This window comes from Prescottella sp. R16 (assembly GCF_030656875.1).
Taxonomy (GTDB): Bacteria; Actinomycetota; Actinomycetes; order Mycobacteriales; family Mycobacteriaceae; genus Prescottella.
Window position 1 is genome coordinate 2,249,317 of sequence record NZ_CP130943.1, and the last position, 24,991, is coordinate 2,274,307.

Annotated in this window: 22 protein-coding genes and 1 pseudogene; 15 read left to right on the forward strand and 8 right to left on the reverse strand. The window is 70.4% G+C overall.

What is annotated here, in order from left to right:
* Positions 1-45: 45 nt before the first annotated feature.
* The 7 genes from Q5696_RS10610 (at position 46) to Q5696_RS10640 (ending at position 7,360) form a co-directional block, all read left to right on the forward strand.
* A complete protein-coding gene (locus tag Q5696_RS10610) occupies positions 46-1,053 on the forward strand; it encodes a helix-turn-helix transcriptional regulator (RefSeq protein WP_305095079.1) in 1,008 nt (335 codons plus the stop codon).
* Positions 1,050-2,018: a helix-turn-helix transcriptional regulator gene (locus Q5696_RS10615; RefSeq protein WP_305095080.1), complete on the forward strand. Its 969-nt coding sequence runs from the start codon at positions 1,050-1,052 to the stop codon at positions 2,016-2,018. The genes Q5696_RS10610 and Q5696_RS10615 overlap by 4 nt, the downstream gene beginning before the upstream one ends.
* 201 nt (positions 2,019-2,219) lie before the next feature.
* The gene (gene tatA, locus Q5696_RS10620; protein ID WP_305095081.1) at positions 2,220-2,480 is read left to right on the forward strand and encodes a Sec-independent protein translocase subunit TatA; all 261 of its coding nucleotides are present in this window, start codon (positions 2,220-2,222) and stop codon (positions 2,478-2,480) included.
* Positions 2,481-2,561: 81 nt separating this feature from the next.
* Entirely contained in the window at positions 2,562-3,509 is a 948-nt protein-coding gene (gene tatC, locus Q5696_RS10625; RefSeq protein ID WP_305095082.1) for a twin-arginine translocase subunit TatC, read from the forward strand.
* Positions 3,506-6,190 carry a DEAD/DEAH box helicase gene (locus Q5696_RS10630; RefSeq protein WP_305095083.1) on the forward strand — a complete coding sequence of 895 codons (2,685 nt, stop codon included), beginning with the start codon at positions 3,506-3,508 and terminating at the stop codon, positions 6,188-6,190. Before tatC ends, Q5696_RS10630 begins: the two co-directional genes overlap by 4 nt.
* 64 nt (positions 6,191-6,254) lie before the next feature.
* Positions 6,255-6,518, forward strand: coding sequence for a DUF1876 domain-containing protein (locus tag Q5696_RS10635; RefSeq protein ID WP_305095084.1), 264 nt, complete (start codon positions 6,255-6,257; stop codon positions 6,516-6,518).
* A 128-nt stretch (positions 6,519-6,646) separates the two neighbouring features.
* Complete coding sequence (locus tag Q5696_RS10640; protein ID WP_305095085.1) at positions 6,647-7,360, forward strand: DUF4333 domain-containing protein; 714 nt, start codon at positions 6,647-6,649, stop codon at positions 7,358-7,360.
* Positions 7,361-7,367: 7 nt separating this feature from the next.
* Here the strand turns inward: Q5696_RS10640 and Q5696_RS10645 are convergent, their stop codons facing one another.
* Both Q5696_RS10645 and Q5696_RS10650 read right to left on the reverse strand, forming a co-directional pair.
* On the reverse strand, positions 7,368-8,321 hold the full coding sequence (locus Q5696_RS10645) for a 5'-3' exonuclease (protein ID WP_305095086.1): 954 nt from the start codon (positions 8,319-8,321) through the stop codon (positions 7,368-7,370).
* A gap of 292 nt (positions 8,322-8,613) precedes the next feature.
* Positions 8,614-9,762, reverse strand: a complete 1,149-nt coding sequence (locus tag Q5696_RS10650) for an RNA-guided endonuclease InsQ/TnpB family protein (RefSeq protein WP_305095087.1) — start codon at positions 9,760-9,762, stop codon at positions 8,614-8,616.
* Positions 9,763-9,834: 72 nt separating this feature from the next.
* Here Q5696_RS10650 and Q5696_RS21565 point away from each other — a divergent pair.
* Positions 9,835-10,051 (forward strand): annotated as a pseudogene (locus tag Q5696_RS21565) (transposase); the annotation flags it as partial.
* Between the two features lie 92 nt (positions 10,052-10,143).
* On the opposite strand, the gene Q5696_RS10660 reads toward Q5696_RS21565, so the two are convergent.
* Positions 10,144-11,865 carry a SulP family inorganic anion transporter gene (locus Q5696_RS10660; RefSeq protein ID WP_305095088.1) on the reverse strand — a complete coding sequence of 574 codons (1,722 nt, stop codon included), beginning with the start codon at positions 11,863-11,865 and terminating at the stop codon, positions 10,144-10,146.
* Between the two features lie 145 nt (positions 11,866-12,010).
* Positions 12,011-12,343, reverse strand: a complete 333-nt coding sequence (locus Q5696_RS10665; RefSeq protein WP_370654917.1) for an ArsR/SmtB family transcription factor — start codon at positions 12,341-12,343, stop codon at positions 12,011-12,013.
* A gap of 216 nt (positions 12,344-12,559) precedes the next feature.
* On the opposite strand from Q5696_RS10665, the gene Q5696_RS10670 reads away from it, so the two are divergent.
* Positions 12,560-13,726, forward strand: coding sequence for a steroid 3-ketoacyl-CoA thiolase (locus Q5696_RS10670; RefSeq protein WP_305095090.1), 1,167 nt, complete (start codon positions 12,560-12,562; stop codon positions 13,724-13,726).
* Between the two features lie 91 nt (positions 13,727-13,817).
* Complete coding sequence (locus Q5696_RS10675; protein ID WP_305095091.1) at positions 13,818-14,162, forward strand: zinc ribbon domain-containing protein YjdM; 345 nt, start codon at positions 13,818-13,820, stop codon at positions 14,160-14,162.
* Positions 14,163-14,174: 12 nt separating this feature from the next.
* Here the strand turns inward: Q5696_RS10675 and Q5696_RS10680 are convergent, their stop codons facing one another.
* On the reverse strand, positions 14,175-17,501 hold the full coding sequence (locus tag Q5696_RS10680) for a DUF4132 domain-containing protein (RefSeq protein ID WP_305095092.1): 3,327 nt from the start codon (positions 17,499-17,501) through the stop codon (positions 14,175-14,177).
* Positions 17,502-17,640: 139 nt separating this feature from the next.
* A complete protein-coding gene (locus tag Q5696_RS10685; protein WP_305095235.1) occupies positions 17,641-18,351 on the reverse strand; it encodes a TetR/AcrR family transcriptional regulator in 711 nt (236 codons plus the stop codon).
* 157 nt (positions 18,352-18,508) lie between these two features.
* On the opposite strand from Q5696_RS10685, the gene Q5696_RS10690 reads away from it, so the two are divergent.
* The 3 genes from Q5696_RS10690 to Q5696_RS10700 are packed head-to-tail and all read left to right on the forward strand — an operon-like array spanning position 18,509 to position 21,969.
* A complete protein-coding gene (locus Q5696_RS10690; protein ID WP_305091353.1) occupies positions 18,509-20,245 on the forward strand; it encodes a DEAD/DEAH box helicase in 1,737 nt (578 codons plus the stop codon).
* Positions 20,245-20,802: an SWIM zinc finger family protein gene (locus Q5696_RS10695; protein WP_305091354.1), complete on the forward strand. Its 558-nt coding sequence runs from the start codon at positions 20,245-20,247 to the stop codon at positions 20,800-20,802. The genes Q5696_RS10690 and Q5696_RS10695 overlap by 1 nt, the downstream gene beginning before the upstream one ends.
* A 30-nt stretch (positions 20,803-20,832) precedes the next feature.
* Entirely contained in the window at positions 20,833-21,969 is a 1,137-nt protein-coding gene (locus Q5696_RS10700) for a M24 family metallopeptidase (protein ID WP_305091355.1), read from the forward strand.
* Between the two features lie 19 nt (positions 21,970-21,988).
* Here Q5696_RS10700 and Q5696_RS10705 read toward each other — a convergent pair whose 3' ends face one another.
* Together Q5696_RS10705 and Q5696_RS10710 are read right to left on the reverse strand one after the other, a co-directional pair.
* Positions 21,989-22,447, reverse strand: coding sequence for a hypothetical protein (locus tag Q5696_RS10705; protein ID WP_305091356.1), 459 nt, complete (start codon positions 22,445-22,447; stop codon positions 21,989-21,991).
* A 122-nt stretch (positions 22,448-22,569) separates the two neighbouring features.
* A complete protein-coding gene (locus Q5696_RS10710) occupies positions 22,570-22,974 on the reverse strand; it encodes a pyridoxamine 5'-phosphate oxidase family protein (protein WP_305091357.1) in 405 nt (134 codons plus the stop codon).
* Between the two features lie 44 nt (positions 22,975-23,018).
* Between Q5696_RS10710 and dprE2 the strand changes: the two genes are divergently transcribed.
* Positions 23,019-23,774, forward strand: a complete 756-nt coding sequence (gene dprE2 / locus Q5696_RS10715; protein ID WP_305091358.1) for a decaprenylphospho-beta-D-erythro-pentofuranosid-2-ulose 2-reductase — start codon at positions 23,019-23,021, stop codon at positions 23,772-23,774.
* Positions 23,771-24,988 (forward strand): precorrin-6y C5,15-methyltransferase (decarboxylating) subunit CbiE, encoded by a 1,218-nt coding sequence (cbiE, locus tag Q5696_RS10720; RefSeq protein WP_305091359.1) that lies wholly within the window; start codon positions 23,771-23,773, stop codon positions 24,986-24,988. Before dprE2 ends, cbiE begins: the two co-directional genes overlap by 4 nt.
* Positions 24,989-24,991 lie beyond the last annotated feature (3 nt).

Here is a 24,991-nt window from a genome sequence, read left to right on the forward strand (position 1 = left end):
GTTTTGCTACTGGGTGGTCGGTTCCGGGCACACTAAGATCTGCGCGTGGCAACTTCCAAAGTCGAGCGGTTGACGAACCTCGTCATCTGCCTGCTCTCGACCCGTCAGTTCCTCACCGCCGAGAAGATCCGGGCCAGTGTGGCCGGGTACAGCGAGTCGGCGAGCGACGACGCGTTCAGCCGGATGTTCGAGCGCGACAAGAACGAACTGCGGGATCTCGGTATCCCCCTCGAGACAGGGTCGTCGGGCCGGTTCTCCGGGGTGGAGGGCTACCGGATCAACCGGGACGCGTACGAACTGCCGGAGATCGACCTCGACGCCGCCGAGTCGGCCGCGGTCGCGGTCGCCGCGCGGTTGTGGAGTTCACCGGAGATGACGTCGGCGTCGCAGAGCGCTCTCATGAAGTTGCGGGCCGCGGGCGTGCAGGTCGACGCCGAACTCGATGCGGTCCCGATGTCGGCGATCCCGGCGCGGACCCGGGGTTCGGAGTCGGCGATGCGGCAGCTGCTCGCGGCGATCGACGCCGGCCGGGCGGTGACGTTCCGGCACCGTGGTGCTCCCACCGAGGATTTCGTCACCCGCACGGTGCAGCCGTGGGGTGTGGTGACGTTGCGGGGTCGCTGGTATCTCGTCGGGCACGATGTCGACCGGGATGCGACGCGCACGTTCCGGCTGTCCCGGATCGCGGACCCGGTCGAGGCGGTCGGCCCGGAGAACGCGGTGGACAAACCGGACGGTGTCGACCTGCGGGCGCTGGTCGCCGCGGTGACCGGTACCGGTGAGGTCACCGGCACCGCGTCGGTGTGGGTCGCGGACGGCCGTGCCCACGAGGTGCGGCGCCTCGGTGTCGATCGTGGTGCGCGGCAGCTCGGGTCGCGTCCGGGCACGGTCGTCGACATTCCGGTGCGGTCGTGGGGCTGGACGGCGCGGATCGTCGCCGGGCACGGTGCCGACGCGGTCGTCCTCGAACCTGCGGAACTGCGGGACCGGGTGCAGGAACAGTTGCGGGCCGTCGCCGGTGTCGCCGGGGGATGGATGGAGGAGGCTCGATGAGCGTGCAGGTGTCGCGGCTGGCGCGGCTGCTGAATCTGGTGCCGTACTTCTCGGTCAATCCGGGGATCAGCAAGGCGCAGGCGGCCCGGGAACTCGGGGTCAGCGTGCCGAAGCTGATGAAGGATCTGGAACAGCTGTGGGTGTGCGGTCTGCCCGGCTACGGGCCCGGCGATCTGATCGATCTGTCGTTCGACGAGGACACGGTCTCGGTGGTGTTCTCGGCCGGGATGGATCGTCCGCTGCGGTTGACGTCGACCGAGGCGACGGTGCTGCTGGTGGCGTTGCGATCGCTCGCCGAGATGCCCGGCATGGTCGATCCGACGGCGGCGCGCGGCGCGATCGCGAAGATCGAATCGGCGGCCGGTACGGCGGCCCGCGAACTGCACGGCGACGACGGTCCGGCCCCCGGGGCGAGTCTCGACTCGCCGGTCGCGGCGACCGTCCGCTCCGCGCTGCGCGCCGACCGTGCGCTGCACCTGACCTACTATTCGGCATCCCGCGACGCGGTGTCCGAACGGGTCGTCGACCCGATCCGCTCGTTGCTGGTCGACGACCACACCTATCTGCAGGCGTGGTGCCGTCAGGTGGAGGGGGTGCGGCTGTTCCGCTTCGACCGGATCGACGCCGCCCGTGAACTCGACGAACCGTCGGCCCCGCCGGCGCAGGCGATCGACACCGACGAGCACCTGGTGCTGTTCAGCGACGACGCCCCCCTGCCGCGGGCCCGGCTGCGGATCGCCGCGTCGCACGGATGGATCCTCGACACGTATCCGATGGAGCCGGTGCGGACGGAACCGGACGGTTCCATCGAGGTGACGATGCGGTACGGCTCGCTCGAATGGATGGCGCGCCTGCTGCTCGGATTCGGGGCGGCCGCGACGGTCCTGGAACCGCCGGAACTGGCCGACGAGGTCCGTGCCCGTGCCCGCGCGGCACTCGACGTCTACGACGCCCTGGATGCCTGATTCGTCTGTTCGAATCGTGCGGTTCGGGTACACGCAGAGGGCGAGACGAGTAACTTCGGATGACGGGTGCGTGAACCGGTTCGCCGGAACGTGCGCAGACCGCTCCGGTGGGTTGTTACGTCACGGTGAACAGGACATTTGCGCCATGGCCGACGTATGCAGGTCCGGTAGCATCGAGTCAACTGATCTCTGGAGGAAGTAATGGGTTCGCTGAGTATCTGGCACTGGGCCATCGTGGCACTGGTGGTCGTCATCCTGTTCGGGTCGAAGAAGCTGCCCGAGGCCGCTCGCGGTCTCGGCCGGTCACTGCGCATTTTCAAGAGCGAGGTCAAGGAGATGCAGAACGACGGCAACCCGTCGTCCGCCACCGACGTGACCTCGTCGGCGCAGCTGTCGTCGCCGATCGACGCGACCGTCGTCGATGCGCCGCAGCAGCCGCGCACCGAGCCGAAGACGGCCTAGTTCACGATTCTCGAGCATCCGGGGTGACGCCGCTGAAGGACCGTCGCCCCGGATCACTGCTGACCAAGGCCAGGGCCCACCGTGCGAATTCCGTTCGACCCGCGTCGCAGCCGACGCAGGAAAAATCCAGACGGCACCATGTCGCTCGTCGAACACCTCTACGAGCTGCGTACGCGTCTGCTCATAGCGGTCGCGGCGATCATCGTCACGACGATCATCGGATTCGTCTGGTACTCGACCCGCATCCTCGGGATCGACAGCCTCGGTGAACTGCTGCGGGGGCCGTACTGTTCGCTGCCGGACACGGCGCGCGCCGACCTCGGCACGGACGGGGCGTGTCGGCTCCTCGCGACCGGCCCGTTCGAGCAGTTCATGCTGCGCCTCAAGGTGGGTCTGACCGCCGGCATCGTGCTGGCATGCCCCGTGTGGCTGTACCAGCTGTGGCGGTTCATCACCCCCGGCCTGTACGCGAAGGAACGCAAGTACGCGATCTTCTTCGTCACGGCCGCGTCGTTCCTGTTCGTGGCCGGCGCCGTCCTGGCCTACCTGGTGGTCGCGCAGGCCCTGCACTTCCTGTTGACGATCGGCGACAACGTCCAGGTCACCGCGCTGAGCGGCTCCCAGTACTTCGGGTTCGTCATCAACGTACTGGTCATCTTCGGCGTGAGTTTCGAGATTCCGCTGCTCATCGTCGCGCTCAACGTGGTCGGTGTGCTGCCGTACGCCAAGCTCAAGGCGTGGCGACGCGGTCTGATCATGGCGCTGTTCGTGTTCGCCGCCATCGCGACCCCGGGCCAGGATCCGTTCACGATGCTGGCGCTCGCGGGTGCCCTGACGGTGCTGCTCGAGTTCGCGATCCAGATCGCCCGCGTGCACGACAAGCGCAAGGCGCGTCGTGACTCCGCGGAACTCGCGGCCCTGTCCGACGAGGAGGCGTCGTCGATCGACGCACCGTCCCCGATCGACGCGGCCACCGCGGTGCCCCCGGCCACCGCCCCGACGAAGCAGGATTACTCGGACACGCTGTGAGGACCCCCACCGAACTCGATGCGTTCACCCTGGAGTTGAGCTTCCCGCTCGACCCGTTCCAGGTCGAGGCGTGCGCGGCCCTCGAGGCCGGGCACGGTGTGCTGGTGTGCGCACCGACCGGTGCGGGCAAGACGGTGGTCGGCGAGTTCGCCGTCCACCTCGCGCTCGCCGCCGGCCGCAAGTGCTTCTACACGACGCCGATCAAGGCGCTGAGCAACCAGAAGTTCGCGGAACTCACCGCGCGCTACGGGCCGGACACCGTCGGCCTGCTCACCGGGGACAGCTCCGTCAACTCGGATGCGCCGATCGTCGTGATGACGACGGAGGTGCTGCGCAACATGCTGTACGCGCGGTCGGAGGCACTGCGCGGTCTGTCGCACGTGGTGATGGACGAGGTGCACTTCCTCGCCGACCGGTTCCGCGGCGCGGTGTGGGAGGAAGTGATCCTGCACCTGCCCGAGGACGTGCGACTGGTGAGCCTGTCGGCGACCGTCAGCAACGCCGAGGAGTTCGGCGCCTGGATGGAGACGGTGCGGGGCAACACCACGGTGGTGGTGGACGAGACCCGGCCGATCCCGCTGTGGCAGCACCTCCTCGTCGGACGCCGCCTGTTCGATCTGTTCGACGCGAAGGCCACCCCGACCGGCGGCCGGAACCTGGTGGTCGATCCGGGCCTGGTGCGGCACGTCAAGCAGCGGCTCGCACTGGATCGAGCGAACTCGTGGGACAACCGCGGCCGCGGTGATTTCCGTCCGTTGCCGCGCCCGGAGGTGATCGCCCGCCTCGACGAGGAGGGGCTGCTGCCGGCGATCACGTTCATCTTCAGCCGCGCCGGGTGCGAGGCGGCCCTCGCCCAGTGCGTGCGCTCGAAGCTGCGGCTGACCACCCCCGAGCAGACCGAGCAGATCCGGGCGATCGTCGACGAGCACACCAAGGACCTGCCGCGCGCGGACCTCGAGATCCTCGGGTACTGGGGCTGGCGTCAGGCACTCGAACGCGGTTTCGCCGCGCACCATGCCGGGATGCTGCCGGCATTCCGGGAAACCGTCGAGGAACTGTTCGTCCGCGGGCTCGTGCGCGCGGTGTTCGCGACCGAGACCCTGGCATTGGGTATCAACATGCCGGCCCGTTCGGTGGTGCTCGAGCGGCTCGTGAAGTTCAACGGCGACACCCACGCCGAGCTCACCCCCGGCGAGTACACGCAGCTCACCGGGCGGGCGGGCCGGCGCGGTATCGACGTCGAGGGCCACGCGGTGGTGCTGTGGCAGCCGGGCATCGAACCCACGGAGGTGGCGGGCCTGGCGTCGACGCGCACGTTCCCGCTGCGCAGTTCGTTCCGGCCCGGCTACAACATGTCGATCAATCTCATCGACCGGATGGGCGCACCCGACGCCCGCGCGCTGCTCGAGCGGTCGTTCGCACAGTTCCAGGCCGACCGTTCCGTCGTCGGACTGACCCGCGGCATCGAACGCAACGAGCAGATCCTCACCGAGCTCCGGGACAAGCTCGGCGGCCCCGACAGCGAGTATCTCGAGTACTTCCGGCTGTGGGAGAAGCTCCGCGGCCGCGAGCGCGCGCTGGAACGGCAGAAACGCTCGGATCGGCGGGACGCGGCCGTCTCGTCGCTGACCGCACTGCGCCGCGGCGACGTCGTCGCCGTCCCGTCCGGGAAGCGGACCGGGCTCGCGGTGGTTCTCGAGCCGGCCCAGGACCGCGACGATCCGCGTCCGCTGGTCCTCACCGAGGACAAGTGGGCCGGTCGACTCAGCGCCGCCGACTTCCCCGTCCCGGCCCGGCCGCTCGGGAAGCTGCGGCTGCCCCGGCACGTCGATCACCGCACCGCGCGGGTCCGCCGGGATCTGGCGTCGGCGCTGCGCAGCACCGGGATCCACGCACCGCGGAAGCCGAAGCGCGACAAGGGCGGCCGTGAGGACCGGGAGATCACCGAGCTGCGCAAGGAACTGCGCGCGCACCCGGTCCATTCGAGCCCCGATCTGACGCAGATGAGCCGGCTCGGGGAACGCTACAACCGGGTGGAGCGGGAGACGTCGACGATGCGGCAGAAGGTGGCCGCGACGACGAACTCGCTGGCCCGCACGTTCGACCGGATCGTCGCGCTCCTCACCGAACGCGGATACGTGGCCGCCGGCGACGAGCATCCCGTGGCCACGGACGACGGACGCCTCCTCGCCCGCCTGTACAGCGAGAGCGATCTGCTGGTCGCCGAATGCCTGCGCCGCGGCGCGTGGTCGGGGCTGTCCCCGGCCGAGCTCGCGGCCGTCGTGTCCAGCGTCGTCTACGAGTCCCGGCAGGACGCCGACATCCCCGATCGTGGGCCGACCGCACCGACCCGTCAGGCGCTCGCGGAGACGGTGCGGATCTGGGGGCAGCTGCGGGCCGACGAGATCCGGCACAAACTGCCGCTCACCCGTGAGCCGGACACCGGGTTCGTCACCGCCGTCTACCAGTGGGCGAACGAGGGATCGCTCGTCGACTCGCTCGTCGCGGCCGGTTCCGGAGGCAAGGAACTGTCGGCCGGCGACTTCGTCCGCTGGTGCCGCCAGGTGATCGACCTGCTCGACCAGGTGCACTCCACCGCCACCGATCCGGCCGTCGCGAAGGCCGCGGCCCGGGCGGTGGGGAAGATTCGGCGCGGGGTGGTGGCGGTGTCGGCCACCTGAGCGGTTGACTGGAGGTGACGCCTCGACGTCGTCTGTCGGGGCGCCGTCCGAGAGGAGTTCGATCGTGGACACCAAACAGTGGACCGTGGAGATCGCGGTCGACGAACACGACAGCCGCACCCGTTCGACCGCCCGCCTGCACACCGGCGACACCACTCTCGTCGGGGTGGGTCTGGCGCGACGCAATCCGGTCGACCGCAATGTGCCCGGAATCGGGGACGAGCTGGCGACGGCGCGGGCGCTGTCGGATCTCACCCAGCAATTGATCGAGGCCACCGTCGGCGACATCGAAGCCGTCACCCACACCCGGGCGCACGTCACGCAGTGACGTCCGCGCGGGTCGCGGTGTCCGAAACATCCTGCGCTGCGTAGGGTGTCCTGGGAATCTGTGCCGGGTACGTGTCCGGACCGAGATCGACGGAGGACGACGCAGTGGGCGACGCGGGGAACGACGGCATGAGCGAGCCGCAGGGGCAGGGAGCGCCGGGCGAGCAGTGGGGACAGCCGAATCCCGGTGCCCCGCAGCCGCAATGGGACGGTCAGCAGTGGGGACAGCAGCCGCAGTACCAGTACCAGCAGCAGCCTCCACAGCAGCAGTGGGGACAGTATCCGAACCCGCAGCAGTACCCGAACGCCCAGTACCCGCATACCCAGGTTCCGAACGAGCAGTATCCGGGGCAGCAGTACCCGCCGCAGCCGTATCCGCAGCAGCAGTACCCGGGCCAGCAGTTCCCACCGCAGCCGTGGGCAGGGCAGCAGCCCGGCTATCCGCAGCAGCCGTTCGGGGGAGCGCCGCAGGGGCAGCCCGGGCAGCCGGCTCCGTGGCCGCCGCCGCAGCAGTCCCCGCAGGTTCCGGGGAACAAGAAGCCGCTCATGTGGGTCGGTATCGGTCTCGTGGCCGTGGCGGCGATCGCCGGTGTCGCATTGTCGGCGTCGTCGGTGCTCGGGGCGAAGACGCTCGATCGGGCGGCGGCGGAACAGGGTGTCGAGCAGGTCGTCACCGACTCGTACGGGGCCCGCAGCGTCACCGGCGTGAGTTGCCCGGCGGACCGGAAGGTGCGAGAGGACGAGTCGTTCGAGTGCACACTGACGGTCGACGGCAGCCAGAAGAAGGTGACGGTCACGTTCACCGATGCCGACGGGACCTACGAGGTCGGACGCCCCCGATAGGCCGGGGTCAGGAGCGGTCGGCGGCCATCGCGGCGAGCAGCCGGGCCACCGACCGTTCGATTCCGAGTTCGGCTGCGAGCGAGTCGAGCCGGTCGGCGTCGACGGGCGCGGTGGGCAGCAGATCGGGCCGGGACAGCTGCACGTCCGTGTCGGTGACGACGCGGACGACGGGCAGGGCCGCGTCGAGATAGTCGGCGGCGGCGGCGAGCTTGGCGCGCACTCCCTTCGCGAGGTCGGAGCCGGGGTCGGTGACGGCGTCCCGCAGGGCGGTGAGTGACCCGTAGCGCAGCAGGAGTGTCGATGCGGTCTTCTCGCCGACGCCCTTGACGCCGGGCAGTCCGTCGGATGCGTCGCCGCGCAGCAGCGCGAGCTCGGCGTAGGCGGCGCCGGCCCGGTCCGCGGGCACCCCGTACTTGTCGGCGACCTCGGTGGGCCCGAACATCTCGGCTTTCGCGAGGCCGCGTCCCACGTAGAGCACCCGTACCGGGACCGGGAGGTCGGAGACCACCTGCAGCAGGTCCCGGTCCCCACTGACCACGACCACCTCGTCGGTGGTTTCCCGGGCGGAGAGGGTGCCGAGGACGTCGTCGGCCTCGAAGCCGTCCGCGCCGGCCGTGGCGATGCCCGCGGCGGCGAGGACGTCGAGGATCATGTCGACCTGCGGGGTGAGGGTGTCGGGCACCTCTTCCGCGGAACCGCCGGTGCCGGTGGGGGATTCGGCGACGCGGTGCGCCTTGTAGGAGGGGACGGCGTCGACCCGGAACCGGGGACGCCAGTCCAGGTCGAGGCACACGGCGAGCCGGGACGGCTGCGTGCGGGTGACGAGGGCGGCCACCATGTCGGTGAATCCGCGGACTGCGTTGACGAGACGCCCGTCGGGTGCCGTCATCGACTCCGGCAGGGCGTAGAACGCCCGGAACCACAGACTCGCACCGTCCAACAGCAGCAGGCGTCCACTCATGCGTCCCATCCTGACAGATCGGGCTGCCCGACCCCGAGGAGCGGACGGCGAGGTGTCACAGGGTCTGCCGGTAGCGGGCCTCGTAGGCGTCGCGTTCGGCGTCGAGGCGCGGTTTCTTGCGGGCGTGCAGGAGTGCGGGGTCGAGTCCGTGACTGACGAGGCGGTGACGCAGGTAGATGTTCTCGAGCGCGAAGAGGAATTGACGTCCTCCCGGCCGTGAACGGCCGGGATTCCTACTGCGGCACGTCGTGCCGCTTCGGGGGGTTCCTGTTTCATCGAGTCGTGCTCCCCGCTAGGCGGGGAGGCTGACCGTCTCTCCGCAGGCGTTTCGCCTCTCCGCCCGTCCGGCGGCGAGAATATTGATGGCTGCATTCAGATCCCGATCGTGGACCGCCCCACACGGACACGCCCAGGTGCGGACGTGCAGGGGTTTCTTCCCGTCGACCCGCCCGCACGTCGAGCACGTCTGCGACGACGGGAAGAACCGGTCCACCGTGCCGAAGGTGCGCCCGTACCGGGTGGCTTTCTCCTCCACCAACCGGAGGAACTGACCCCAGCCGGCGTCGTGGACCGATTTCGCCAACCGGGTCCGCGCCAGCCCGGTCACGCACAAGTCCTCGACGTACACCGCTTGGTTCTCGCGGACGATCGTCGTGGACTGCTTGTGCGCGAAGTCCAGCCGCGCGTCCCGAACCCGGGCATGCGCCCGGGCAACCTTCACTCGGGCCTTGGCCCGGTTCTTCGAGCCTTTCTCCTTGCGGGACAGATTCTTCTGCGCTTTGCGGAGTCGACGCTCCGCCTGCCGGAAAAACTTCGGCGAGGTGACCGTCTTCCCGTTCGACAGCACCGCGAACGTGGTGAGCCCCAGATCGATACCCACCTCGGCGTCGGTTGCAGGCAGTGGCTCGTCGACGGTCTCGACGACGAAGCTGGCGAAGTAGCGGCCGGCGGCATCCTTGACGACCGTCACACTCGACGGATCCGACGGCAGATCGCGGGACCAACGGACTGTCACCTCCCCGATCTTCGGCAGACGCAGCTTCCCGCCCGCCGTCACCGCGAACTTGGCGTTGCGAGTGAACCGGATCGACTGCCGGTGGTCGCGCCGCGACCGAAACCGCGGAGCGCCGACCTTGCGGCCCCGCCGCTTCCCGGTGACCGAGGCAAAGAAGTTCCGGTACGCGGTGTTCGCATCCGCCAACGCCTGCTGCAACACCACCGACGACACCTCGGAAAGCCAGGCCCGCTCCGGGGTCTTCTTCGCCACGGTCAACGCTTTCGACAGCTCCGCATCCGTCGGATACGGCAGCCCATCCCGCCGGGCGGCTTCCCGTGTGGCGATCGCGTCGTTGAACACCACCCGGGCGCACCCGAACGCCCGCGCCAACGCCGTCTGCTGCCCCGGCGTGGGGTTCAGGCGGAACTGGTATCGGAGCTGCACGAACCCCAACCTAGCCGCGGGGTCCGACAAATCCCGGCAGGAACAACCACATCCACTGCTCGCGAACAGTCTCGAGGGGTCTCGTCGCGGCGGATGAGACAGGACTTCCCCGAACTGGCCCAGCACTACCGGCGGGCGCAGCGCCTCTGGCCCGGCTCCTACTTCGCAGGCTCGGTCGAGGGTGCCCCGATCAGCGTGCTGCGACAGCACATCGAGCAACAAGAGCGCCCCGTCCAGGGCACGCTCGGCCCTCGAGGGCCTACCGCGTGCGCCTTCACCTCCGCCGTGAACGGCGGAGCACCAGCGCACATCCCGGTAGCCCAGTCGTTGCGAGAAGGTGGGTACGGAACCGGGTACGGGTGCGGTGGTGTCGGTCATCTCTCAGTCCTGGATCGTCGGATTGTCGTGGTCGGTCGAGACGAGTGCGCGGGCGACCTCGATCGCTTCGGGGGTGGTGGCGAACAAGTGCCGGCGTTCGTTCTCGGCGGTGTCGAACACGCCGAGCGCGGCCAGTGGTCGTAGATGCTCTGGTTTGGCGCCGGAGATCAGTACCTCGATGTCGCGGTTCTCGAGTCGGGTGATGACGTCCTTGAGGACGAGGGCGCCCGTGGCGTCGAGTGCGGTGATCCTCGACATCCGCAGGATCACGACCTTGACGTCGGAGACATCGGCGAGCTCGAGGAGGAAGCGGTGGGCGGCGGCGAAGAACAGGGCGCCGTCGATGCGGTAGGCGACGATGTGCTCACGTAACAGGTGATGCTCCTCGTCGAGATGGTCGCCGGTCTCGTCGAGTGGCACCTGTTCGATGCGGGCGTCGCGGGCCACTGCACGAAGCGCGAGGACTGCGGCGAAGCCGACTCCGATCCCGACCGCGGTGACGAGGTCGAAGGTGACGGTGACCAGGAAGGTGACCAGCAGGACCGCCGCATCGGCGCGGGTGGCGCGGCTGATCGCGAGGATCGAGGCGGTCTCGACCATCCGCACGGTGGTGGCGAGCAGCACCCCGGCGAGCGCGGCCAGGGGGATTTCGGCGACCAGGCCGGCAGCCAGGTAGACGATCGCGGCCAGGATGCCTGCGTGGGTCAGGGCCGAGAGGCGGGTGCGCGCCCCGGATCGGACGTTGACCGCGGTCCGGGCGATCGCCCCGGTGGCCGGGACTCCTCCGAACAGTGGGGCGGCGATGTTCGCCAGGCCCTGGCCGAACAGTTCCCGATCCGGGTTGTGGCGGGTACCGACGGCCATCGCGTCGGCCGCTGTCGCCGACAGCAGTGATTCGAGGGCGCCGAGCGCGGCGACCGCGAGTGCCGGTGCGATCAGTGACGTCAGGTCTTCGAGGTGCAGGAATCCCAGGCTGGGTGCGGAGAATCCGGACGGGAGTGCACCGATCCGGGTCAGGTCGAGGTCCAGCAGGTGTGTGACGACGGTGGCCGCGGCGACCGCGACGAGCGAGAACGGGATCTTCGGCAGGTACCGGCCGCCGACGAGGATCATCGCGGCGACGACGAGCGCGGTGGCGGGGGCGAGGAGTGTGGGGTGTTCGGCGAATCGACGGACGGCGTCGAGAGCGCTCTGCCACACCTTCTCGCCCTGTGCGTCGGAGATGCCCAGGGCCGCCGGAACCTGTTGCAGGGCGATGACCACAGCGATTCCGGCGGTGAAGCCCTCGATCACCGGCGCGGGCATGTAGCGCACGGCGCGACCGACACCGGCGAAGGCGAGGGCCACGAGGATGAGCCCGGCGATCAGTCCGACGGCGAGCACCCCGGCCGCCCCGTGCTGGGCGACGATCGGGACCAGTACCACGGTCATGGCGCCGGTCGGCCCGGTGACCTGGAACCGGGACCCGCCGAATACGGCTGCCACGGCACCGGCCACGACGGCAGTGGCGAGTCCGGCGGCGGCACCGAGACCGGAACTGATACCGAATCCGAGGGCTAGTGGCAGGGCGACGAGGGAGACGATCAGTCCGGCGAGCAGGTCGGCGCCGGGGGATCGCACGGCCGGTGTCCACTCGTCTCGGCGAGGCATCAGATCGACGACGGCGCGGGTGGCGGCGGCGAGGGGCCTGCCGCGTGGCGATGAGGTGGTGTCAGGTTCGGGCATCCGTGGTGGTCCTAGAGAGCAGGAGTTGTGGGAGGGGATGCGGGCGGTGGGCGAGGCCGGTCTCGGCCCGCCGACACTTCCGCAAGATAAGCACTTTAGAAAAACTGCAATCAGTGTCCGTGCGGGAACCGCCCGGCGGGCCCGGTCAGCTACCGGGGCTGCCCGCCGGCGTGGACGACGCAGAGACGTCCTCGAGCAGTTCGGCCTGCCCGGCGACCACTCCGGTCAGGATCTCCCGCGCGGCCTTGAGTAGATCGGCCACCCGCGGTGAGGTCAGCGCATAGGAGACGGACAGGCCTTCCCGCCGCGCGGTGACCAGTCCGGCGCGCCGCAGGATCGACAGCTGCTGCGACAGGTTCGCCGGCTCGATCCCGACCTCGGGTAGCAACTCCGAGACCGTGTGCTCGCGCTCGCTGAGCAGTTCGAGCACACGGATCCGGGCCGGATGTCCCAACGTCTTGAAGAAGTCCGCTTTCATCCGATACAGCGGTTGACGCGCCGTGACGACCAAGGCGTCCTCCTGTCGATGCCGTTGACCTGTGAAAACTACTTGCGCATTTTAGCAACCAATCGGGGTCGTGGTGTCGTCGCGCGGACGTCGAGGCTCTCCCGAGTTCCGCACTCCCTCGCAACAGCAGCCCCGATCGATGGTAAGAACATGTTTCAGTTGTCGAGGTCGTGAAAGGAGCCCACTGTGGGCACACCGGTAATCGTCGAGGCCGTGCGTACTCCGATCGGGAAGCGGGGTGGCTGGTTGTCGGGTCTGCATGCGTCGGAGACGCTCGGGGCGGTGCAGAAGGGCATCCTGGATCGTGCCGGGGTGGATCCGGTGCTGGTGGAGCAGGTGATCGGTGGGTGTGTCACGCAGGTCGGGGCGCAGTCGAACAATGTCACCCGCACGGCGTGGTTGGCGGCGGGGTTGCCGTGGCAGACGGGGGCGACGACCGTCGACTGCCAGTGTGGGAGTGCGCAGCAGGCGAATCATCTGATCGCGGGGTTGATCGCGGCCGGGGCGATCGAGGTGGGGGTGGCGTGTGGTGTCGAGCAGATGAGTCAGGTGCCGCTCGGTGCGAACGTGGTCGGTGATCATGCCGGGCCGCGGCGTCCGGCGTCGTGGGACATCGACATGCCCGCGCAGTTCGAGGCCGCGGAGCGGATCGCGCGGCGGCGGGGCCTGAACCGCGCGGACATCGAGGTCCTCGGGGTGCAGTCGCAGGCGCGGGCGAAGCAGGCGTGGGCGGAGGGCCGGTTCGATCGGGAGATTCTGCCGGTGACCGCGCCGGTGATCGGCGCGGACAAGCAGCCGACCGCGGAGTCGACGGTGGTGCGTCGGGATCAGGGGTTGCGGGACACCACCGCCGAAGGACTCGCGACGCTGAAGCCGGTGATGGACGGGGCCATCCATACCGCGGGCACGTCGTCGCAGATTTCCGACGGTGCGGCGGCGGTGTTGTTGATGGACGAGGATCGGGCCCGCGCGCTCGGTCTGACGCCACGCGCCCGGATCGTTTCCCAGGCGCTCGTCGGTGCCGAACCGGAGTTCCATCTCGACGGCCCGGTGCAGGCCACCACCCGGGTGTTGGAGAAGGCGGGTATGAAGCTCGGTGATCTGGATCTGGTGGAGATCAACGAGGCGTTCGCGTCGGTGGTGTTGTCGTGGGCGCAGGTCCACGACGCGGACATGGACAAGGTCAACGTCAACGGTGGTGCGATCGCGCTCGGGCATCCGGTGGGGTCCACCGGGTCCCGGTTGATCACCACCGCCCTGCACGAACTCGAACGCCGGGACGCGTCGACCGCGTTGATCACGATGTGTGCGGGTGGCGCGTTGGCCACCGGCACCATCATCGAACGAATCTGATCGTCCGGTGTCGACCGGCCCGGTTCACGTCCGGGCCGGTCGACACCGTTTCCGAACGTGATCGCCCGGAACCCTGAACTATGCTGCCGGGGTGAACGAGACCCTGCCGCCGTGCCCCGCATGTTCCAGTGAGTACACCTACGAGATGGGGGTTCTGCTGGTCTGCCCCGAGTGCGCGCACGAATGGGAGCCTGCCTCTGCCGCCGCGACCACCGACACGGTGATCACGGATGCGGTCGGCAATGTCCTCTCCGACGGAGACACCGTCACCGTCGTCAAGAGCCTCAAGGTCAAGGGCAGCCCCACCGGAATCAAGGCCGGCACCAAGGTGCGCAACATTCGCCTCGTCGACGGTGTCGGCGACCACGACATCGACTGCAAGATCGACGGGATCGGCCCCATGCAGCTCAAGTCGAGCGTCGTCAAGAAAGTCTGACCGGAAACCCGGTCACGACGCCCACTCCGACAGGTCCGCGAGCAGCTCCGAGACCGTCGCCCGGTCGACGTCGGCGAGGGTGCCGCCGTGCAGGGCGACGGACACCAGTGTCTGGTCGGGATAGCCGTTGTACGGGTCGCCGACCCCCATTCCGGGATCGAGGCCGAGGAGCACCGAGACGGTGTCGCTCAGCCGGTAGCGCAGCCCCTGCCCCCACCCCGAGGGGTTTTCCCACACCGGTTCCCACCCGCGGTGTGTCAGCCGCAGCGCCCGGCTCGGTGACACGGTCGCGCCTGTGAACCGGGACAGGCCGGCCCCGTCGACGTCCCCGGGCAGCGGGTCGTGCACCGCACGGTCGAGCTGCGGGAACGGCTGCCGGATTCCGTGGCGCGCGAAGGCATCCGACCACGCTGCGGCGGTGTCGGGGAGGTGCGCGGGATGCACCAGCCCGATCGGGGCGTCCGGCAACGGGACCGGGACGTCCCGGAGGTCGACGAACGTGTCGTCCTCGCCGACCCGGAACACGACGACGGGCCGGGACCCCTCGTCGAACGACGCCCACACCAGACCTCGGACCGCGTGCACCAGCAGTGGATGTCCGACGAGGTACTCGGTGAACTCGTCGGGGTTCCAGCGTCGTCCGGTGACCATGGCCCGGGTCAACCGGGTGAGCTGCTCACCGGCCACGGTTTTCGTCTCCCGCTTCAGGGCCGCGAAGCGTTTCTTCGCGTCGGCGACCCGGTCGGCGTCGTCGGTGGCGACGGTCTTCGGCAGCCCGGAGGTGCGCTTTCCCGACTCGTCGACGACGACCGGGACGAGGGCCTCGGTGAACTCGACGGTGAACGACCGAGACCCGTAGTCGAACGTCGTCGTGTCGTCGGAGGAGAGGTCGAGATCGGGGACGGTGCGGTCGGCGAGTTGCTCGCGGTCGAGGCCGAGCCGGTCGGCGACCTCCGCGACCCGGTCCGCTGCCCCGTTCCGCAGAGACTTGAACTTCACCTTCCGGGAGAGCCGGTCGAGTTCGGTGAGCGCCCGCGGCGAGCCGTGCGCGGCCAGGGCGTCGAGTCCGAGTTGGGCACGGGCGGTGCCCCCCTCGCCGGGCCAGCGCCGGATCAGCGGCGCAAGGTTGGTGACCGCGGCGTCGTCGCCGAGCCAGCCCAGCGCGAGGACGATCCAGTTGTCCTTCGCCGGCGCGCCGGCCGCCCACCAGCGTTCGAACAGCATCCACATCGCGGCGCCCAGAGATGCCCGATCGCAGTAGTCGGTGACGGCGTCGAGTCCCGCGTACGGGGCGTCGACGGTGCCGACCGCGCACATCGTCAGGATCGTCGACACTGCGGAGTCGGGCAGGGCGGCCGAGCGGTCGGCCGTCAGGATCGGCGGCAGCGAAGCGAGATCGGCCCACACCGGAACCCGCGGGATCCGGGTGGGCAGCAGGTCGAGCGGATCGAGGTCGACGATCGCCGCGACCGCGGCCGCAGCCTCGGCGCCGTACTTCCGCGCACCGTCGACAACGGTGTCCCGTGTGGTGGCCCGGGCGAGTGCCCGCAGCGCGGCAATCGCGTGGTCCCGGCGGGGACCGGTCGGGCCGACGGCATCCGGCACCAGCAGCGTGACGGCGTCGTCGGCGTGCCGCACCAGCCACGCCAGCGCGGGTTTGCGCAGGTTCTTGCGGGTCGCGAACTGCGTCGCCTGCAGGCGGACGATGTCGAGACTCGTGTACGGCGCCAGGTACGGCGCGGCCGCGTTCGGGTGCGCGTGCGCGAGCTGCAGCATCAGCGGCAGCGCGTCGAGCCCGTAGCGGGCGACCACCCGCAGCGGATCCTCGAGTTCGGTGCCCGGCCACTCGGTCAGCACCGGCCGCGCGATCTCGTCGGGGGCGAGCAGCAGGATCACCCGCGCCCCGTACTCGTCGACGACGTCCGGGGACGTGTCGGTGATGTACCGGCGGTACTTGTCCCAGCTCGTGTACGAGTAGGCGTGCGGGCTGTTGCGCAGTTCCTCGAGTTCGCCGGGCAACCAGTCGATCCGGCGGATCGGGGGCGCGGTGAGCCCGTCGAGCACCACGGGCGGCGCCGGCTTCCTCCGGTCCGCCCACCGCGGCGTCACCAACAGCGCGGGCAGATCGGTCGCCTCGGGAACGACGGTCGTCAGCTCGGCGATGCGCCGGCGGGCACGGTCGGGCAGCGTGTCCGCGAGGTCGACGGCGAGATCCGGGTGGTCGAGGACGTGCCGATCGAACAGTGCCGACGCCCCAGTCTCCGAGCGGGCCAGCACCCGCAGCGCCCGCCGCGGATACGTCCGCATCGCCGCGTGCACGGCCGCGCCCGAGTTCTTCACGTGCGCCCGCTCGACCAGCGCAGCGAACGCGTCGTCGGTGGGGATCGCCGCCAACGCGTCCAGGAGGCCCAGCCGGATCGCGTCGTCCCGCACGTTCCGGTACGGGAAATCGGTGTCGAACGCGTCGGCCAGGATCGGGACGAGATCGGCGCCGACCCCGTCCACCACCGCCGCGAGAATCGCCGGGTCGTCCAGCCAGAAGCGTGGGCCGTGCTGCCGCTGGGCCCACGCCAACTGTTCCGGCGTGGACACCGACACCAGCAGACGGGTGCGCCACCGGTACGGGAAGTCTCCTGGCTCCGCGGCCACCTCGTCGAACCAGCCGCGTTCGGTGGGGAACAGGAATGCGGTGGCCAGCCGCCGAGTCCGGTTGGTCCGCAATGTTCCCACCGCGTCGCGGGCGGTGGTGTAGTCGTCGTCCGAGCTGGCGGACAGGAGGACGCGCATCCGGTCGAGTAGGTCTTCACGGACGGTGTGCGACGTCATGCGCTCGTGCAGGTCGCAGGACTGCACCAACTGTTCGACGGTGACGAACTCCGGCGGCCGGAGCGCCTCCTCCGGCGGGTGGTCACCGACCCAGGACACCCAGTACGTGCCGGGTCTGTCCTTCGGGAACGGAACCCGCACATCGATCCGGCGCAGGTCGGACGCCTCCATCACAGCCTGTGCCGCGAAGGTCAGCCCGTGCCGCGCGACCCAACCGTCCACGACGAGTGCCCCGGTGACCCGTTCGTGGACCCGGGTGAGCAGCGTGACGAGCGCCGCCGCCCCGACGGGGGTGACGTCGCCGTCCCGGTAGCGGCGGGCCGCCGTCACGAGCGGGTTCGGTTCGGGATCGTTCACCAGGTCCCACGACGCCCACTGCAGGAGTTCGTCGTTCGTCTCGAGTTCCCGGGCGAGGATCGTGTCGGCGTCCGCGGCGACGGGGGCGGCGCCGGCTGGGAAACCGCCGCGGCGCGGATACCGCATGGGAAGCCACGACGCGGGCGGCGAGGACACGGACTCAGGGTCGGGAGAGCCGGTACCGAGACGGTCGTTCACGTGACTCCTCGAGGGTTCGGGGGCTGTCCTGTGGATACGGCGAGGATGCTAGATCGCCGGTCCGACAGTCGGCGCCGACACGAGCATCGTCGGCCGGTCAGCCGTCGCCGGCGATCCCGTCCAGCAGTCGGGCCAGCCCGTACTCGAAGGTGCCGTCCGGGTCGGCGGGCGCCTGGTACAGCTCGCCGACCGTCGCACCGACCCGTGACGACACGGGGAACCGGTCCGCGGGTACGACGGTGTCGAGCAGGGGGCCGTACGTCTCCCACCATCGGGTGTCGCTCGTGTGCCGGGCGGCGTCCCGCGCGGCGACCGCGACGCGGGCGTTGCCGGTCGCGAATTCCGTCAGCACCGCGAGCACCCGATCCATCTCGACGTCCGACAGCCCGATGCCGTCGATCGCGGCGAGGTGCCGTTCGTAGCGGCGCATGCTGCCCGGGCCGAGCACGTGCCGCCACGGCGGCACCTCGAGCAGCCACGGATGTGCGAGCAGTTCGGCGCGGATACGGCGGGCGATCGTGGCCATCCGGTCGCGTGGCGCGAGTGTGGCCGGGATCGGGGTGGTGTCCTCGTCGGTGACGGCGTCCACCATGAGGAGCGTGAGCGCGTCCTTGCTGGGGACGTAGGTGTACAGGCTCATCGGCCGCAGCCCGAGTTCTGCGGCGACCGCCCGGACGGAGACGCCGGCGTACCCCTCCCGGTCGGCGAGGGTGATTCCGGCGGCGACCACGGCGTCGACACTGACCGTCTGCTTCGGGCCGCGGCGGACCGTCTGCGGGGGCAGTTCGCGGCGCCACAACAGGGCCATCACCTGTTTCGCCTGGTCGGTGTCGTTCTCGTCGGGCACAGGTTCCTCCGGAACAAACTCGGTACGGTGTACGTTGTCACGATACTCCGTACGCCATACGTTACTTCTGGAGGTCGTCCTGATCGGCACCCACGCCACCTATCTGCCGGACCGGCACATGTTCGCCCTCTGGACGTGGGCGGGTCGCACTGCCGGCCCGGCCCCGGAGGTCCCCGGCGACCGCGAGACCCTGACACTCGCGCTCCCGACCGGAGTGGACGGCGCACTCGAGGCCGCCGACGCGAAAGTGACGGTCGTGGACGCCGATACTCTCGCCGGCCTGACGGTCGACGCGGCGGGGGCGTCGGTGTTGCTCTGGCAGGACGAGATCCACGCCGCCGACGCGCCGCCGGTGCTGCCCGTCGCGGCCCACGCGGTGCCGAACGCGTCCGGCACCGCCGTCGTCTCCGCGCAGCACGCCCTGCGTGTCTTCCACGACTCCGAGGCGGTCGCAGCGGAACTGCGGTCGACGCTGCAGGCGCACCTGCGCCCGTACCAGGCCCGCGGGATCGGCTGGCTGCGGGAGACCGTCGCCGCGCACGGCGGGGCGGTCCTCGCCGACGAGATGGGCCTCGGAAAGACCGTGCAGGCCATCGGTTTCCTGCTCGACCGCGCCGGGGACGGGCCGCAGCTGGTGGTGTGCCCGACGTCGCTCACCGGGAACTGGGCGCACGAGATCGGACGGTTCGCGCCGGGGCTGCGGGTCTCGGTGTGGCGCGGCGGGGCGATCCCCACCGAACCGGGCACCGTCGTCGTTGCGGGATATCCGACGCTGCGCATCCACGGCGAGCTGCTGGCCGGGCAGCCGTGGACCACCGTGGTTTTCGACGAGGCGCAGGCCCTGAAGAATCCGCGCACCCAGATCTCCAAGGCGGCACGGGCGCTGGACGCCGCGGCCCGGATCGCGCTCACCGGCACCCCGGTGGAGAACCACCTCGACGAGCTGTGGGCGCTGGTGAACCTGGTCTCGCCCGGGCTGATCGGGCAGCGCACGCAGTTCCGGCGGCGGTTCGTCCAGCCGATCCGGTCGGGGTCGGTGGCGGCCGCGGCCCGGCTGCGCGACGCGATCGAACCGGTCGTGCTGGCGCGCAAGAAGATCCAGGTGGCGGCGTCGCTGCCCCCGAAGATCCACAACGATCTGCTGTGCGACCTCACCGCCGAGCAGGAGGAGATCTACGATCTGCTGCTCGCGGAGGCGATCGACGACGGTTTCGGTTCGGGTATCGAACGGCACGGCCGTGTCCTGGCGGTGCTGACGTCGCTGAAGCAGGTCTGCAATCATCCCGGGCTGGTCACCGGGGAACTCGGGTCGCTCGCCGGCCGGTCCGGGAAGCTCGACCTGTGCACCGACATCCTGGCCACGAACCTGGACACCGGCAGCCCGACGCTGGTGTTCACCCAGTACCGGCAGACCGGTGACCTGCTGGTGCGGCATCTCGCCGAACAGTTCGGCGTCGACGCGCCGTTCCTGCACGGCGGGCTGAACTCGGCGCAGCGGGCCGCGATCGTGTCCCGGTTCCAGTCCGGCGACGGACCCCCGATCCTGGTGCTGAGCCTGCGTGCCGCCGGGACCGGGCTGACGCTGACCCGGGCCGCCGACGTCGTCCACTTCGACCGGTGGTGGAATCCTGCGGTCGAGGCGCAGGCGTCGGACCGCGCGCACCGGATCGGCCAGACCCGGACGGTCACCGTCACCACGCTCACCTCGATCACCACCGTCGAGGAACACATCGCCGGCATGCACGGTCGTAAGGCGGCGCTCACCGATCTCGGCGATTCCGCGGGCATTGCCGCGCTCGCCGGACTCGACGACGCCCAACTGCTCGAGATTCTGCAGCGCAAGAGGGAGAACTGATGGCGGACGACGAATTCGGCTACACCGCGTGGGGGCGGGACTGGGTGCGGCTGGCGCAGCCCCTGAACCAGAGCGGTCCGGTGCGGCAGTTGCTGCCCCGCGCCCGCAGCCTCGCCCGCAACGACCTCGTGCAGGCGAGGGTCGAGGGTCGGGTCGTGCACGCGTCGATCCACCGCGGCGGCCAGGCGTCGGTGACGCGGCTGGAGGTGGCGCCCCTGCCGCGGGCCGCGATCGCTGCCGTCGCGGAGATCGTCCCGGACACCACCGTGCTCACCGACGACACGCACCGGGCGATCGCCGCAGCCGGGATCACGCTCGCCCCGGTGCTCGCGGACACCGACTGCTCGTGTTCGGCACGGACGCCGCGCTGCCTGCACCTGCTCGCCGTCCTCTACGAGATCGCCCGCCGCGTCGACGAGAACCCGCGGGTCGCCCTGGAACTCCAGGAATTCGACGCTGCGGTGGCACACGATGCGCGGACGCCGGCCGCGGCTGCCCGCTGGGCACCGATCGGCGCGTTCGATCCGGCGACGTTCTTCGAGCCGGTCGCGACGTGAGGCGCGCCGTCACCGCCTAGCCTGGTGGTCATGACTTCCGAGAACGCCTCCTCCCGTTTCCCGACCGCCGTGTACGCCGACCGGCTGGCGCGGGCGGCGCGGTTCGCGCAGCGTGCCGGGCTCGACGGCCTGCTGATCACGCCGGGCCCGGATCTGCGGTATCTGCTCGGGTCGCGGGCCGATTCGTTCGAGCGGCTCACGTGCCTGGTGATACCGGCGGACGGCAATCCGGCATCGGTGGTGCTGCCGCGGCTCGAGTTGGCGTCGCTCGGGGATTCCGCGGCCGGGGAGCTGGGTCTGCCGGTGCACGACTGGGTGGACGGCGTCGACCCGTACGAACTGGTGGCGTCGCTGCTGCCGGAGACCCCTACGGTTGCGGTCACGGACGCGATGCCGGCCCTGCACCTGGTGCCGCTGGCCCGCCGGTTCGGTGGCGTCCCGCAACTCGCGACCGGGGTGCTGCGCGAGCTGCGGATGATCAAGGACGATGCCGAGATCGAGGCGCTGCGCCGCGCGGGTGCCGCAATCGACCGGGTTCACGCCCGGATGGGGGAGTGGCTGCGCCCCGGACGCACCGAAGCGGCGGTGGCTGCGGACATTTCGGCCGCGATCCTCGCGGAGGGGCACACCGAGGCGGCGTTCGTGATCGTCGGTTCCGGCCCGCACGGCGCCGACCCGCACCACGAGGTCTCGGATCGGGCGATCGAGTCCGGGGACGTCGTCGTCGTCGACATCGGTGGCCCGGTCGAACCCGGATACAACTCCGACTCCACCCGCACCTATGTGCTCGGGGAACCGGATCCGCGGATCGCCGAGCAGGTCGTGATCCTCGAGGCGGCGCAGCGGGCCGCCACCGAGGCCGTGCGTCCCGGGGTGACCGCCGAATCCGTCGACGCCGCCGCCCGTGACGTGCTCGCCGACGCCGGACTGGCCGAGGCGTTCGTGCACCGCACCGGGCACGGTATCGGTCTGTCGGTGCACGAGGAGCCGTACATCGTCGCCGGCAACGAGATCGTCCTCGAGACCGGCATGGCGTTCAGCATCGAGCCGGGCATCTACTTCCGCGGAAAGTGGGGTGCCCGCATCGAGGACATCGTCGTCGTCACCGAGAACGGCTGCGAGCCGGTCAACCGGCGGCCGCACGGCCTGACGGTGCTGCCCGGCTGACCCGGACCGGCGGCCGGTCTCAGACGACGAACTCGCCGAACGTCGGATTGACCTGGCAGAGCGGCATACTGCCGAGGTTGATCGTCCCGAAGACCATCGCCCGGATGTTCCCGGGGCCGGTGTGCACCGTCGCCGAGTAGTACGGGTAGTCGCCCAGGAGGTCCGCGACGCCGGCCGCCCCGGTGTTCAGGTTGATCCATGCGACGGACACCTGCCCCGCCGCCGGGATGGGCGGCGCCGCCGGGAAACTGGCGAACCGGAGCTCGCCGGGCCCGATCGGGGGTGACTGTTCGGGCCCGGACTGCCCGGTGGCCCCGGTCAGCGACATCAGGCTGCCCTGGTTGGGGCAGCCGACGGTCAGGGCCGGGGGACCGAACGGGTGCGGAGGTGCGGCGGCGGCTGTCGCGGGCGCAACCAGTGCCGCCGCGGCGCCGACGCCCGCGAGGGCCGACCAGCGAAGGATCCGTCGTGCTGTCATGGCTCTCCCCGTTCGGGTGCGCAGGTGTCGTCACCCCTCACGGTACTGCCGCGGACCCCACCACGACCAGACCAGAAAACGGTCGAATCGTGGTGCAAATCAGGCGATTTCGCGTTTCCGGGCTAGCGGTTCACGAGAACCGCGGACCCCATGACGCGTTCGACGGCGATCTCGACGACCACCCGCGTCGGATTCACCCGCGGCGGACGGTAGCGGGCCGCGTACCGGTCGACGGCGTCGGCGACGGACGCCGCGTCCGACAGCACCCGCGCCGGCCCCTCGAGGGTGAGCCACCGTCCGCCGTCCACCTGGGTGACCGCCGCGTAGCCGCCGCGCTCGGCGTTGCGGGCCTTCTGCGATCCGTCGTTCGTGATGATCCGGACGATGCCCCGTTCGGCGTCCCACGTGCATCCGACGGCGACGACGTGCGGGGTGCCGTCCTTGCGGAGCGTCGTCAGCGTCGCCAGGTGGTATTCGGTGAGGAACGCGGTGGCAGCGGCGGTCAGGTCGGACGGGGTTCGAGGCATGACCCGACGGTACTCGAGGCCGCCGGATCCGGGACACTGGAGGGATGAGGGACACGGATTACGCACCCGGATCGGTGCTGCTGCTGGGTGGCCGCAGTGAGATCGGGCTCGAGGTGGCGACCCGGCTCGCGCCGGGCCGGACGGTGATCCTCGCGGCCCGCCGCAGCGCCGACCTGGTCAGCGAGCGCGAGGCGGTGCTCGCGGCCGGCGCCACCGCGGTGCACTGCGTCGAGTTCGACGCCGACCGGGTCGCGGATCACGGCACCGTGCTGTCACAGGTGAGCGAGGAGCACGGCCCGATCGGGGTCGCGGTCCTCGCGTTCGGGGTGCTGGGCGATCAGGCCCGCGCCGAAGTCGACGCCGCGCACGCCCTCGCCGTCGTCCACACCGACTACGTCGCGCAGGTCGGGGTGCTCACCCACCTGGCGAACCTCATGCGGGCCCGCGGGTCCGGGCAGATCGTGGTGTTCTCGTCGGTCGCCGGGATGCGGGTGCGCCGCGCCAACTACGTGTACGGCTCCGCGAAGGCCGGACTCGACGGCTTCGCGTCCGGCCTCGCCGACGCCCTGCACGGCACCGGCGTCCGGCTGCTGCTGGTGCGGCCCGGTTTCGTGATCGGACGCATGACCGAGGGCATGACCCCCGCCCCGTTCTCGAGCACCCCGCAGCAGGTGGCCGACGCCGTCGCACACGGTCTGCGGACCGGCCGCGAGAAGGTGTGGGTGCCGGGACTGTTGCGGCCGATCTTCTTCGGGATGCGTCTGCTCCCGCAGTTCGTGTGGCGGCGGATGCCGCGATGACCGGGCCCGACCCGATCGTGGTCGTCGGGATCGGCGCCGACGGCTGGGACGGACTCGCGCCCCGCGCGCAGCGGGCCGTGCAGGCCGCCGACGTCCTCATGGGGTCGACGCGGCAACTCGCGCTCGTCCCCGAGTCGGCGACGTTGCGGGTGCCGTGGCCGTCCCCGATGCTGCCGGCCCTGCCCGGACTGTTCGACGCACACCGGGGCCGGAAGGTGTGCGTCCTCGCGAGCGGCGATCCCATGTTCCACGGCATCGGCGTCACCCTCGGACGGGTCCTCGGACCCGAGCGGCTGCAGATCATCGCGCACCCGTCGTCGGTGTCGCTCGCGTGCGCCCGGCTCGGCTGGCCGCTGCACGAGACCACCGTCGTCAGCCTCGTGAACCGGGACGTGGCGACCCTCGTGGCGAGCCTCGTCGACGGTCAGCGGCTGCTCGTGCTCTCCAACGACCAGCACACCCCGGCGGCCGTCGCGCAGCTGCTGCGCACCACCGGCTTCGGGGACAGCCGGGTCGTCGTCCTCGAACAGCTGGGTGGGCCCGCCGAACACGTCGTCGACGGCGTCGCACAGTCGTGGGACCGGGCGCCGGGGGATCCGCTGAACGTGATCGCCCTCGAGTTCCGGGGTGCTGCAGCACCGCGGCTCACCCGGACGCCAGGCCTGCCCGACGCCGCCTACACCGGCGACGGGCAGATGACCAAACACGAGGTGCGGGCCCTGACCCTGTCGGCGTTGGCCCCCGCCCCCGGGGAACTGCTGTGGGACGTCGGCGGCGGCTCCGGCACGATCGCCGTCGAATGGATGCGCACCGATCCCCGCTGCCGCGCCGTCACATTCGAGAAGGTGGCGTCCCGCGTCGACCAGATCACCGGCAACGCGCACCGGCTCGGTGTGCCGGCCCTCCGGGTGCGCGGGGCGGCACCCGGCGCCTTCGACGGCGAAACCTCCGTGCCGGACGCGATCTTCGTCGGCGGCGGCGTCACGCAGGACGGCATGCTCGACGCCTGCTGGGCGCGGCTGCGACCGGGCGGACGCATCGTCGTCAACGCGGTCACCGCCGAATCCGAGGCGCTGATCCTGCAGTGGCACAGCCGTTTCGGCGGACAGCTTCGCAAGTTCCAGATCTACCGCGGCGAACCGCTCGGCGGCTTCACCGCGTGGCGACCCCAGCTGCCGGTGGCGCAGTGGTCGACCGTCAAAACGGAAGGGTAGTTC